Origin of the sequence: Pseudomonas sp. TH32 (genome assembly GCF_016650855.1) — a bacterium.
GTDB lineage: Bacteria > Pseudomonadota > Gammaproteobacteria > Pseudomonadales > Pseudomonadaceae > Aquipseudomonas.
Genome location: NZ_JAEKFA010000002.1, coordinates 325,014 through 337,822, shown reverse-complemented (window position 1 = coordinate 337,822; position 12,809 = coordinate 325,014). Strand labels below are relative to the sequence as shown.

11 protein-coding genes and 1 pseudogene are annotated in these 12,809 nt (G+C 56.8%); 7 read left to right on the top strand and 5 right to left on the bottom strand.

What is annotated here, in order from left to right; translation table 11 throughout:
- Positions 1–29: 29 nt before the first annotated feature.
- A complete protein-coding gene (pdxB, locus tag JFV30_RS05210) occupies positions 30–1,172 on the bottom strand; it encodes a 4-phosphoerythronate dehydrogenase PdxB (RefSeq protein WP_201122299.1) in 1,143 nt (380 codons plus the stop codon).
- Between the two features lie 292 nt (positions 1,173–1,464).
- Between pdxB and JFV30_RS05205 the strand changes: the two genes are divergently transcribed.
- Complete coding sequence (locus JFV30_RS05205; RefSeq protein WP_201122297.1) at positions 1,465–2,853, top strand: MATE family efflux transporter; 1,389 nt, start codon at positions 1,465–1,467, stop codon at positions 2,851–2,853.
- Here JFV30_RS05205 and tusA read toward each other — a convergent pair.
- Both tusA and rlmM read right to left on the bottom strand, forming a co-directional pair.
- Positions 2,850–3,101, bottom strand: a complete 252-nt coding sequence (tusA, locus tag JFV30_RS05200; RefSeq protein WP_003218998.1) for a sulfurtransferase TusA — start codon at positions 3,099–3,101, stop codon at positions 2,850–2,852. The genes JFV30_RS05205 and tusA overlap by 4 nt on opposite strands.
- Positions 3,102–3,207: 106 nt before the next feature.
- Positions 3,208–4,281, bottom strand: a complete 1,074-nt coding sequence (gene rlmM, locus JFV30_RS05195) for a 23S rRNA (cytidine(2498)-2'-O)-methyltransferase RlmM (protein WP_201122295.1) — start codon at positions 4,279–4,281, stop codon at positions 3,208–3,210.
- 191 nt (positions 4,282–4,472) lie between these two features.
- Here rlmM and acnA point away from each other — a divergent pair, with 191 nt between their 5' ends.
- Positions 4,473–7,214 carry an aconitate hydratase AcnA gene (gene acnA, locus JFV30_RS05190; protein WP_201122293.1) on the top strand — a complete coding sequence of 914 codons (2,742 nt, stop codon included), beginning with the start codon at positions 4,473–4,475 and terminating at the stop codon, positions 7,212–7,214.
- A 111-nt stretch (positions 7,215–7,325) separates the two neighbouring features.
- Positions 7,326–8,114: a CPBP family intramembrane glutamic endopeptidase gene (locus JFV30_RS05185; protein ID WP_201122290.1), complete on the top strand. Its 789-nt coding sequence runs from the start codon at positions 7,326–7,328 to the stop codon at positions 8,112–8,114.
- A gap of 403 nt (positions 8,115–8,517) precedes the next feature.
- On the opposite strand, the gene JFV30_RS33565 is transcribed toward JFV30_RS05185, so the two are convergent.
- The gene (locus JFV30_RS33565; protein WP_201122288.1) at positions 8,518–9,003 is read right to left on the bottom strand and encodes a hypothetical protein; all 486 of its coding nucleotides are present in this window, start codon (positions 9,001–9,003) and stop codon (positions 8,518–8,520) included.
- Positions 9,004–9,273: 270 nt separating this feature from the next.
- Here JFV30_RS33565 and JFV30_RS05175 point away from each other — a divergent pair, with 270 nt between their 5' ends.
- The 4 genes and pseudogenes from JFV30_RS05175 to JFV30_RS33005 form a co-directional block, all read left to right on the top strand.
- On the top strand, positions 9,274–9,675 hold the full coding sequence (locus JFV30_RS05175) for a GtrA family protein (protein WP_201122286.1): 402 nt from the start codon (positions 9,274–9,276) through the stop codon (positions 9,673–9,675).
- Positions 9,668–10,438, top strand: a complete 771-nt coding sequence (locus JFV30_RS05170; RefSeq protein ID WP_201122284.1) for a hypothetical protein — start codon at positions 9,668–9,670, stop codon at positions 10,436–10,438. Before JFV30_RS05175 ends, JFV30_RS05170 begins: the two co-directional genes overlap by 8 nt.
- Positions 10,435–11,211, top strand: a complete 777-nt coding sequence (locus JFV30_RS05165) for a PIG-L family deacetylase (RefSeq protein WP_201122282.1) — start codon at positions 10,435–10,437, stop codon at positions 11,209–11,211. Before JFV30_RS05170 ends, JFV30_RS05165 begins: the two co-directional genes overlap by 4 nt.
- A gap of 138 nt (positions 11,212–11,349) precedes the next feature.
- Positions 11,350–11,565 (top strand): annotated as a pseudogene (locus JFV30_RS33005) (IS66 family transposase); the annotation flags it as partial.
- Positions 11,566–11,647: 82 nt separating this feature from the next.
- Here the strand turns inward: JFV30_RS33005 and JFV30_RS05160 are convergent.
- Positions 11,648–12,691: a glycosyltransferase family 2 protein gene (locus tag JFV30_RS05160; RefSeq protein ID WP_201122280.1), complete on the bottom strand. Its 1,044-nt coding sequence runs from the start codon at positions 12,689–12,691 to the stop codon at positions 11,648–11,650.
- Positions 12,692–12,809: the final 118 nt, after the last annotated feature.

Sequence of the window (12,809 nt, the reverse complement as noted above, 5' to 3'; positions counted from 1 at the left end):
CGGCCTTGAGGGCCGGGTTTTTTATGCCCTCAGATTGCCTGTGCGCCCAACGCCGAGACAATGTTCGACAGGGCTGCAGACTCGCCGCTGACCCGTACCTTCAGACCATCAATCTCACGCCGCGGCGGGTAGTGCTTGCGCAGTTGGTCAAACGCCTTGCGCTGTTCGTCCACGGTGCCTACCAGGCTGCGGCGGAAGTCCGCGTCATCACGTCGCGGGTCGTACACGCCACGGCACAGGGCCGCCAGCGCCCAGGCCGGGTCGGTATTGGCGTTGAGGCTGACCTCGGCCAGCCAGGGCTCCGGCAACAAGTCGCTGAGTTGAATGGTTGGCTTCTGGCCCAGATACCGGCACAGCGCCTGGTAGATCTGCGCCGTGCCACGCTGCCGGCCGTCCAGGCTGTAGCCGGCGATATGCGGGGTGGCCAGCACACACAAGTCAGCCAGGTCGACATCCACCTGGGGCTCGCCTTCCCACACATCCAGCACCGCCTGCAGGTCTTCACGTTCCAGCAGCACGTCCTTGAGGGCTGCGTTGTCCACCACCGGGCCACGGCTGGCGTTGATCAGCCAGGCGCCGGGCTTGAGCTGATTGAGACGCTCGCGGTCAAACAGGTGCCAGGTCGAACCGTTGCCGGATTTGTTCAGCGGCGTGTGCAGGCTGATCACATCGCACTGCTCGACAATCTGCTCCAGACTGACGTAATCGCCGTCCTCGGCGATCTGCCGGGGCGGGTCGCACACCAGCACGTTCCAGCCCAAAGCCTTGAGCACCTTGACCAGGCGCCCGCCAACTTCACCGGCACCCACCACGCCGTAGGTACGCTGGGCCAGGTCGGCGCCTTCGATCTCGGCCAGGGTCAGCAGGCTGCCCAGCACATAGTCGACCACGCCACGGGCGTTGCAACCCGGGGCACTGGACCACTGGATACCGGCGCGCTGGAAGTAATCGAGGTCGAGGTGGTCGGTGCCGATGGTGCAGGTACCGACAAACCGCACCGGCGTGCCTTCGAGCAACGCCCGGTTGACGTTGGTCACCGAACGCACCAGCAGCACATCGGCCTGCTCAAGGGTTGCGCGGTCGATGGACCGGCCCGGGACCCGGCGAATCTCGCCAAATCCTTCGAAGAATGCATCGAGCAGCGGGATATTTTCGTCGGCAACAATCAGCATGGCAGGCTCCTTTCGCGGATCAGCAGTGTACAGCGGTTTTCCTTGTGGCGAGGGAGCTTGCTCCCGCTGGAGTGCGGAGCGCTCCCAAATGAAGCAACGTGTTTTTTCAGGTACACATCGGTTGCCCGTCCTGGGGCTGCTGCGCAGCCCAGCGGGAGCAAGCTCCCTCGCCACAAAAAGCAATCTTTGCGCGCAGAAGTGCTTACAAATCCACAACACAGGTTTTTTCCTGACCAACACGTCAGGGCGTAGAATGCGCCGTCCTGCGCTCCGCCTCTCTGGACATCCGTACGTGAACACTGCCGCAACCACCACCGCCCTCTCCCGCCCAGCCCGCGTCAGCCTTGAGGTGCGTAACCTGCTGGCGCTGGCCCTGCCGATCATGATCGGGCAACTGGCGACCACCGCCATGGGTTTTGTCGATGCGGTGATGGCCGGGCGTGTCAGCGCCCGGGACCTGGCGGCGGTCGCCCTGGGCAACTCCATCTGGATCCCGGTATACCTGCTGATGACCGGCACCCTGCTGGCCACCACGCCGAAGGTCGCGCAACGTTTTGGCGCCGGCACTCACGGTGAGATCGGCCCGCTGGTGCGCCAGTCGATGTGGCTGGCACTGGTGGTGGGGATTACCGCGCTGCTGTTGCTGATCAGCGCCGAACCGATCCTGCACCTGATGAAGGTCGATCCGGAGCTGATCAAGCCGTGCATGGGCTACCTGCACGGCATCGCCTCGGGCATGCCGGCGATTGCGCTGTATTACGTGCTGCGCTGCTTCAGCGACGGCCTGGGCCGCACCCGGCCGAGCATGGTCATGGGCCTGTGCGGGCTGGCGCTGAATATTCCGCTGAACTATGTGTTTATCTACGGCCACTTCGGCGTGCCGGCCATGGGCGGCATCGGGTGTGGCTGGGCCACGGCGATCGTGATGTGGGTGATGATGTTCGGCCTCGCCGCCTGGACCCGTTGGGCGCCGGTCTATCAGAGCAGTGAGCTGTTCAAGCGCTTTGACTGGCCGCAGTGGTCGGTGATCAAGCGCGTATTGAGCATTGGCTTGCCGATCGGGATTGCGGTGTTTGCCGAGTCGAGCATCTTCGCGGTGATCGCGCTGCTGATCGGCAGCCTCGGCGCCACAGTGGTGGCCGGGCACCAGATCGCGCTGAATTTCAGCTCGCTGGTGTTCATGATCCCCTACTCGTTGAGCATGGCGGTCACCGTGCGCGTGGGCCAGGCCCTGGGCCGTGGCGAACCCCGTGAAGCGCGCTTCGCTGCCGGTGTGGGGATGGGCACGGCGCTGGTTTACGCCTGCCTGTCCTGCAGCCTGATGCTGCTGTTTCGCGAACAGATCGCCACCATTTACACCCAGGACCCGCTGGTGATCCAGGTGGCGGCGATGCTGATTGTGTTTGCGGCGCTGTTTCAGTTCTCGGACGCGATTCAGGTCACGGCCGCCGGTGCGCTGCGCGGTTATCAGGACACGCGGGTGACCATGGTGCTGACGCTGTTTGCGTATTGGGGCGTGGGCTTGCCGGTGGGCTACGCGCTGGGGCTGACCGACTGGCTGGGCCAGGCCCGCGGCCCGAGTGGCTTGTGGCAGGGCCTGATCGTGGGCCTGAGCTGTGCGGCGGCGATGCTGGTGATCCGCCTGGTGCGCAGTGCACGCAAGCGGATTCGCAGGGTTTAAGCGGACTTCTTGCGGATCCAGTACAGGTAAGTACCGGCTTGTTCCTGCTGGTCCACCAGTTCATGGTCAAGAAATACGCAGAACTTGGGGATGTCGCGGCGGGTCGACGGATCGGTCGCGATGACCTTGAGCAAGCCACCGGGCGCCAGGTCGCGGATGTGCTGGTGCAACATCATCACCGGTTCAGGGCAGTTGAGGCCGGTGGCGTCGAGAACGGCATCGACGGGTAAATCAGGGGTCAGGCTCATGGTTTACTCCTAAACAGGCCGGCATTTTAACGGTAACGCGGGGCGCCAGGTAGTCAGCGGCGCCCTCAAGGTTTTCGCGAGCTAGCTCGCTCCTACAGGGGGCGGTTTACCGGGCCTTCGGCTTCTTCACATCCAGCCGACGCAAATGGCAGGTCACTTCTTCACGGTCGTGGTACAGCTGCTTGCAACCGATCTCCACCCGAATGCCCCGCTCCTTGAAGCCTTCCGCGATCCGGTCGAGCAGGCGCCTCACCTCCGCATAGCGCTGCTTCATCGGCAACTTCAGGTTGACCACTGCCTCGCGGCAATGTCCCTCGCCAATCCAGGTTTCCAGCAAGGCCGCGTTGCGCGCCGGTTTCTCGACGATGTCGCAGACCATCCAGTCCACCGGCTGCTTGGGCGTGTAGATGAAGCCATCGGCCATCAAGTGCTGCACCAGCCCGGTGTCCATCAGGCTCTCGGCCATCGGGCCGTTGTCGATGGCGGTCACCAGCATGCCACGGTTGACCAGTTGCCAGGTCCAGCCGCCCGGCGCTGCGCCGAGGTCGACGCCGGTCATGTCGCTGTGCAGGCGCTCGTCCCACTGATCACGGGGGATAAAGTGGTGCCAGGCCTCTTCCAGCTTCAAGGTCGAGCGGCTTGGCGCGTCCCGGGGGAATTTCAGGCGGGGAATGCCCATCGGCCACATCGCCGAGTTGTTCGACTCGGCCAGGCCCATGAACACTTCGCGACCGCTCTTGAAGGTCAGCAACAGGCGCGGCTTGGCGGCGTCTTCCACCAGCTTGCCGGCAGCCATCAGCGCCTTGCGCAGGTGCCCTTCGAACTTCTTGCAGAAGTTCGACAGCTCCTTGCCATCGTTGGTGTCGACCATTTCCAGCCACAGGCTGCCACACACCGGGAAATCCCGCAGGTGCGCCAGGATGACGCTGATGCGGTCGGTTTCCGGCAAATCGATGAACACCCCACGCGCCCACTGCCTTGGAAAGATCAGCTCGGCAAAGCGTTGGCCGCGCATCAGGCGCTGGGCGCCGTCTTCTTCGGTGCACACAAATTCGGCGCAGGCGCTGCCGGTCTTGGCCTTGGCGTAGCCCGAAACGTTCAGGCGCGCGGCGTGTTCCGCGATCTCGGAACAGACTTCGCCTTCAAAACCCGGGCGGCAGTGCATAAAAAGGGTGTTCATCAACTCTCCTGGATCACGGGCTTGCTATAGCGCAATGCCTGTCATGAAAACGCGCGCATGATAGCCGAGTTCGGAACCTTGGACTTATTGATAGAGTCCAGTAATTAGCCAGCTACTTAAAACAGGGCTAATTTGTAAGCTCTGTTCGTCCCGTCAGGTCCGTAGCCGTGCGGACCATAAGGAGTCATGTAATGTCATCCCTTGATAGCCTGAGAACCCTTAAAACCCTACAGATCGACGACAAGACCTATCACTACTTCAGTCTGCCCGAAGCCGCCAAGAGCCTGGGTGACCTGGACAAACTGCCCATGTCCCTCAAGGTGCTGCTGGAAAACCTGCTGCGCTGGGAAGACGAAAAAACCGTCACCGGCGCCGACCTCAAGGCCATTGCCGCCTGGCTCAAGGAGCGCCGCTCCGACCGCGAGATCCAATACCGCCCGGCCCGGGTGCTGATGCAAGACTTTACCGGCGTTCCCGCCGTGGTCGACCTCGCCGCCATGCGCGCCGCGGTGGCCAAGGCCGGCGGTGACCCGCAGCGCATCAACCCGCTGTCACCGGTAGACCTGGTGATCGACCACTCAGTGATGGTCGACAAATTCGCCACCACCGGCGCCTTCCAGGAAAACGTCGACATCGAAATGCAGCGCAACGGCGAACGCTACGCCTTCCTGCGTTGGGGCCAGAGCGCCTTCGACAACTTCAGCGTGGTACCGCCAGGCACCGGCATCTGTCACCAGGTCAACCTGGAATACCTCGGCCGCACCGTGTGGACCAAGGATGAAGACGGCCGCACCTATGCCTTCCCCGACACCCTTGTAGGCACCGACTCCCATACCACCATGATCAACGGCCTCGGCGTATTGGGCTGGGGCGTGGGCGGGATTGAAGCGGAAGCCGCGATGCTCGGCCAGCCAGTGTCGATGCTGATCCCGGAAGTGATCGGCTTCAAGCTCACCGGCAAGCTGAAAGAAGGCATCACCGCCACCGACCTGGTGCTGACCGTCACCCAGATGCTGCGTAAAAAAGGCGTGGTCGGTAAATTCGTCGAGTTCTATGGTGATGGCCTGGCTGACCTGCCCCTGGCCGACCGTGCCACCATCGCCAACATGGCCCCGGAATACGGCGCCACCTGCGGCTTCTTCCCGGTGGATGAGGTGACCCTGGACTACCTGCGCCTGTCGGGCCGTCCTGCAGAAACTGTCAAACTGGTAGAGGCGTACACCAAAGCCCAAGGCCTGTGGCGCAAAGCTGGCCAGGAACCGATCTTCACCGACAGCCTGGCCCTGGACATGGGCAGCGTCGAAGCCAGCCTGGCCGGGCCTAAACGCCCGCAGGACCGCGTCTCGCTGCCGAACGTCGGCCAGGCCTTCAGCGACTTCCTCGACCTGCAATTCAAACCGACCAACAAAGAAGAAGGCCGCCTGGAAAGTGAAGGCGGTGGCGGTGTGGCTGTCGGCAATGCCGACCTGATCGGTGAAGCCGATTACGACTTCGAAGGCCAGACCTATCGCCTGAAAAACGGCGCGGTGGTGATCGCGGCGATCACCTCCTGCACCAACACCTCCAACCCGAGCGTGATGATGGCCGCCGGCCTGGTGGCGAAAAAGGCCGTGGAAAAAGGCCTCAAGAGCAAGCCGTGGGTGAAAACCTCCCTGGCGCCCGGCTCGAAAGTGGTCACCGATTACTATAAAGCGGCGGGCTTGACCCAGTACCTCGACAAGCTGGGCTTCGACCTGGTGGGTTATGGCTGCACCACCTGCATCGGCAACTCCGGGCCGCTGCCCGAGCCGATCGAGAAAGCCATCCAGAAAGCCGACCTGGCCGTGGCCTCGGTACTCTCGGGCAACCGTAACTTCGAAGGCCGGGTGCACCCACTGGTGAAAACCAACTGGCTGGCCTCCCCGCCCCTCGTCGTGGCCTACGCCCTGGCCGGCACCGTGCGCATGGACATCAGCAGCGAACCCCTGGGCACCGGCTCCGACGGAAAACCGGTGTACCTGCGGGACATCTGGCCCAGCAGCAAGGAAATTGCCGACGCCGTCGCGCAAGTCAGCACCCAGATGTTCCACAAGGAATACGCCGAAGTGTTTGCCGGCGACGAACAGTGGCAAGCCATTGAAGTGCCACAGGCCGCTACCTACGTCTGGCAAAAGGATTCGACCTACATCCAGCATCCACCGTTCTTCGACGACATTGGCGGGCCACTGCCGGTGATCGAAGACGTCAAAGGCGCCAACGTGCTGGCACTGCTGGGAGACTCGGTGACCACCGACCACATCTCCCCCGCCGGTAACATCAAGACCGACAGCCCGGCCGGCAAATACCTGCGCGAGCAGGGCGTCGAGCCACGGGACTTCAACTCTTACGGTTCGCGTCGCGGCAACCACGAAGTGATGATGCGCGGCACCTTCGCCAACATCCGCATCCGCAACGAAATGCTCGGTGGTGAAGAAGGCGGCAACACGATCTACATCCCTACCGGCGAGAAAATGCCGATCTACGACGCTGCCATGAAATACCAGGCGTCGGGCACCCCTCTGGTGGTGATCGCCGGCCAGGAATACGGCACCGGCTCAAGCCGCGACTGGGCCGCCAAGGGCACCAACCTGCTGGGGGTCAAGGCGGTGATCGCCGAGAGCTTCGAGCGGATTCACCGCTCCAACCTGGTGGGCATGGGCGTATTGCCACTGCAGTTCAAGCTGGACCAGAATCGCAAGGCCCTCAAGCTGACCGGCAAAGAGAAGATCGACATCCTGGGCCTGACCCATGCCGAGATCGAACCGCGCATGAACCTGACACTGGTGATCACCCGGGAAGACGGCAGCAGCGAGAAAGTCGAGGTGCTGTGCCGCATCGACACCCTGAATGAAGTCGAGTACTTCAAGGCGGGCGGGATCCTGCACTACGTGTTGCGGCAGTTGATTGCCTCGTAACTGACACCCGCGACACAAAACACCGCCTACAAAGGCGGTGTTTTCATTTTTGCGGCGCAAGACGGTCGTTATACTGCCGGCCTCAGATTTTGATAGTCACAAGGATTTCCCATGCTCGCGATGCCATGGCTGTACCTGGCGCTTCTTTCCATCGGCTATGTACTTGCCTTGAGCTACGGGCAACTGGGTTTGATGGCGGGGTTGTCCGTCGCTATGTTGCTGTTGGCCGGGTTTGCCGTACGCCAACAGCGAAACCCTTGGGTGCGCTATCTCGGCCACGGCCTGTTTATCGTGCTGGCGTTGGGGTTGGCAATGCATTGGTTGCCGGGGTTTTACAACGGCCGCGGAATCGCGCCACAGCGCTTTACTGATGATGCCGTACCGTTCTCGATGTATTTGAACCAGGACAAGCCGCTGATTGGCTTCTGGCTGCTGCTGGCCTGCCCGTGGATTGTTGCGCGGCGCTCGTTGCGCCTGTCGATCTATGCCACCGCCCTGGCGTTGACCTTGACGGCGATTGCCGCACTTGGCGGCGCGGTGTTGCTGGGGATTATCAGTTGGGCGCCGAAATGGCCGGAGCAGGCCTGGTTGTGGGTGTTGAATAATTTGTTGCTGGTGACGCTGGTGGAGGAAGCGTTGTTTCGGGGGTATATCCAGGGTGGGTTGAGCCAGCGGTTCAGGCAGTTGCCATATGGGGAGAATTTGGCGCTGTTGTTGGCGGCGTTACTGTTCGGGCTGGTGCACTTGGGTGCGGGTTGGCAGTGGACGTTGCTGGCGACTATTGCTGGCGTCGGCTATGGGCTGGCGTATCGGTTTGGCGGGTTGGGGGCGGCGGTTGTTACGCATTTTGGGCTGAATTTGCTGCATTTTGCGTTGTTTACTTATCCGATGTTAGGGTAAAGATCCCCCTCGGGGATCCCGAACTCCTGAAAGCGAAGAACAACGCCCAGAAGGAGGCGCCAATTGTTTGTGCAGGCCGACAAATCAATGACCACTCTGTAATACCTGTATTCGCCCCAAACCGCGTCAGTGTAAGAATGTCTGCTAATTCAGAAACGCTGGTTAGTGAACGACCTATCCGATCTGCGTTAGCCATGATTGTCAACATATGCGATTTGTCGGTAACGCTGGGCAGGCAAGCAGCGTCAACCACATGTACGCAGGGAGCTCCTTCCACTTCACCGATGATATAAGTCTGCCCGATTCTTCGCTTGGCGGTCTCGACCAAGCTATATATCTGCACACTGCCGGTGACACCTTTCGGCCTATCACTGAACAGCCAAGCCTTGCGACGCGCGCATGATTACAAGCGTAATGGCGCCTTCAGTTTGTATGCCCCTTTTGATATTGTGGCGGGCGAGACCATAGGGCAGATAGCCAGCGCCACCGTGTTAAAGAGTTTCTGGCGTTTTTGCAACAGATCGACCACGCTAAATCCGCAGCGCTCGACCTGCTTGTCATCCTGGGAAACAACTCGACTCACAAAACGCCGCCCATCAAGCATTGATTCGAGAACCAACCGCGTTTCAAGCTGCACTTCACACCAACCAGTGGTTCGTGGGTGAGCGCCGTGGAAGGCTGGCTCGCGCAGCTGGAAAGACGCCACTGTATCGTATTCGTCAATTTTTTGAGGCTCATGATAATCGTTCGGCCAAGCCCTTACGATGGAACAAAACGGCTGGATCAGCCATCCGTTGCTGTAAGCAAAGCTGTGGGCCATAAAGAACAGGTTGTTGCATTGATTGTTCGGGACACTGGAGACAGCAGAGCTGATAGCGGATGACACCATCACATTTGACCATTCGCATCCCCGCCCTTCCGCCACCTGTGAGATCCGCAATACGGCAAGACTTGCCTATTCTTGCTGGCATTCAGCTCTTCCTTAGCTTTATTGGTTACGATGCGTCTGCGATACTCTGATTACTGCCCCCCAAAAAACAGGGCGTTGAAAAAGGGGGGGCTCATGTGCGTTGGTTTACCGACTTATTAAGGAACCAAAGCGCCAAGGACCTTCGGTGGTAGCACTACTGTCAAGCGGATATGCACCCGCAGGAATTTAATGCAACGACATCTAATTCAGTTCACTCGCTACCTGCTCGTCGGGGGGCTAACTTACGGCGCGGATCTTAGCGTGTTCCTTCTGCTGTTTAATGTTTTTGAAATGGATTTGCTCATTGCAAATATGATCAGCAAGGTTTTAGCCGGCGTTTTTTCGTTCGCAGCACACAGGGCCTTCACTTTTGGCGTGACCGACGCAAAGGGGCGGGCACAGCAAGCGGTGCGTTACTTCACTCTCTTGGCACTGAATATTCCACTTTCAGCATTGATTCTGTCTGCCATACTGTGGATCACATCAATGGAGGTCGTCGCCAAGATCCTTGCCGACATACTCCTTATCTTCATCAGTTATGCACAATCGAAACTTATAGTTTTCAAAAGGAGCGAGACTTCTCATGAATGAATTATTGGATGATGGCATTTATATTGTAACGCGTAACAGCTATAGCAATGCATTCATTGCGCAATGGATTCGCTTATTCCAGAGATGTTTCGGAGGCACCGAGGAAAATGCGACCCGGGTCTTTCAAAAGTACTTGCTCAATGACTCAAGAATTTGTTACACCGTCAAAGACGGCACCATGGTTGCCGCGTATTGCGGATTAAAATTAAGCCATGAAGACTCCGCTATTTTCCTTTCTACTGATACCATGTCCGATGGAACCCAAAAAGGATCATCGGTGATTCTTGGAAAACGGCTGTATAAGTCCTTTCTTGAGGAAGATATATATGTGGTTTGTGGCTACCCTAATAAAAACATTAGAAGAATACGTGAAAAAGGACTGGGTTGGACCCTTGATGGAAATTTGTACCTGTATGTAGGCGTACCATTTCTTTGGCGCTTTTTTAGAAAGCCGATCCACCAAAATGGTTTATGGAAATTGGTAAGGCCAACAGGTGGATGGTTCACTAGAAAAAAACCACTTCTGGTCAACCTACTCGGCAGTGATGGGTTGTACTCTTCCAACTCCGGGCTTGCCATCACCTTGTCCGCTTACCGACCTGGCATATTTTTTATCAAGGTGCCAAATTTCCTTTTCGAGCCGAGAAGCTTTGGCTACAAATGCCTTACCGAACAGACGGAAAAAATAATGCATTTCTGGAAAAAATCAAGCTTCTCAATATCGATACAATTGATATACCTTGATTTCGGAGTACGGACGTGAAACCAAGTTCTATATTTCTGATGGCCCATCAAGATGACGAATTCGGGGTATTCCATCAAATCGAGCGAGAGCTAGATGCTGGCCGCTGGGTCCGCTGCATATACGCCACGGATGGGGCTGCCACCGCTGATTCTGACTGTCGAGACCATGAGTCGCGAGAAGTGCTTCGGAAGTTAGGTGTTGCAATGACAGACATCATTTTTGTCGGCCGACAACTGTCAATTGGTGATGGGCAACTGCATCAGCATGTTGGCATATTTACCGAATGGCTTGATTGTTTTATTAATGACCACTCAACTCTTCAGGCCTGTTTTGTGCCCGCCTGGGAAGGCGGGCACCCTGATCATGACTTGCTGCATGCTATTGCCGTGGAGTTACTGGGGGCACGAGCAACTTCGGTCACCGTCCGGCAGTATTCACTTTACAATGCTCGAAATTGCATTGGTCCACTTTTTCGCGTGTTGTCACCACTTCCAGAGAATGGCCCCGTTGAGCGACAGCCTATTGCTTTGCGAAATCGTTTTCGGTACATAAGGTTTTGTCTGTCCTATCCGTCCCAATGGCGAACGTGGTTGGGTTTATTCCCATTCGTAGGCGGTCATTATTTACGCCATGGCGTCCAACAGCTACAAGCTGTCAATAGACAGCGACTGGAACAGCCTCCTCATAAACAACCTCTTTATTACGAACGGCGCGGCTTTCTCGATTGGCCTACGATGCGAAATGCTATTGATGAGCTGCATCAAAAACTATCACACTTGAATTCACCATGAGCGTTCCGTAAACCCCACATTCAAAGCCAGCAGTTGATCCCCGATACTGTACTCCGGTTTTTCTCTTGAGCCAGCACGCTATGATGCGACCTGATGCTAAACGAAAAATTTACCTCTACCCTAAGTAGAAGCTGGTTGTTATCGATCGACTACAACCCGGTAAAGCGAGCAATATAGCTGTTCATGATCGGACGGAAGGCTTGGCCTTTCAGCGATACACACAAAGGCGCCATCGCCGGGGTGCAGGTCGAGACCGCCAAGGTTAACAGCCGGGAGCCCAGTACGTTGCGGTGTCACGTACTGGAGCGGTTGCCGCCGCAGTACATGACTGAATACGAGCCGTTGTTTCCCTAGAACTGCTCACCGGAAATATCAAGATAAACAGGAGTGCACCTAGTATTAGGTGTGTTTGATGGATCGTATACCTTAAAAAATATTACTCATTATCTCTTTTAAACTTGGACCTTAATTTGGACAGGTGAAATGGCCTCCTAGGCACAGACGCGATATCCTGTCCAAGAAAAGCAAGAATTAGCTGAATACCCAAAATAACAGGCAGCGCTGCGAGCATCACTGTACCAGCCGGCGTTGGAAGGCCCGAATATATAGAGTTTACCCAATGGCTAGCGCCAAAAATCAAGCCGCACACCAACATGAACAAGCCGACAGGAAGTTCAATAGATGCCAGCGACATATCCCTCAGATAGTAATTATAAAATATTCGCTTACTAAAATTCCGAACATGCTTAAAAAAAAACTCACCCACCACTTGGGATATTTTAAGGTTACTAACCTCATCACCATATTTTGCATGCATTGGAATATCGACTACGACCGCTCGCAGCGTGTTCAACCTAAACAACATATCCGTTTCAAAAAAATAACGACGACTGATCTTAGTAAACGGCAAATGCCTGGCAACCTCGCCATGTATCGCAGTATAACCGTTAGTCGGGTCAAACAGATCCCAATAGCCAGAAGAAAATTTCGTCATAAAAGAAAGTATGGCATTGCCAAATAGACGAACTTTTGGCATTGCGCGAATTTCCTCCAAATCAAAGAACCGATTCCCCTTCGTATAATCTGCCTCTCCATTAAGTATTGGATTCACGAAACTCATAATCAGTGCCGGATCCATTTGACCATCCCCGTCGATTTTGACGATCACGTCCATATCATCTTCAATCGCGGCCTTATAACCAGTCATTACCGCGCCACCAACACCCTGATTTTCAGGATTGCGCAACACTGTCACCCGAGGATCGGCACAGTTCTTTTCGACGTGCGCGCCAGAGCCGTCTGGACAACAGTCGTCAATGACGTAGATTCGTTCGACTTCCGGGCCGATTGCTGAAATCACACCCAAAACATGGGGAGTTACTCGATAGGAGGGAATCAATACTGCTATTTTAGTACGCGGCTCCGTGCCGGTACCGTTCCCGATTTCTAGCCTAATTTTATTCTGATGGTCAATGGTCATATTTAAATCTGCCCGTTCTTCTCAGTCTGCCAATAAGTGCTCACGATTTAGACATTTCGCCGCAATTCTTTTCAGTTACGCTAATACTCTTATTCGTCTACAATCATTCCCCACATAG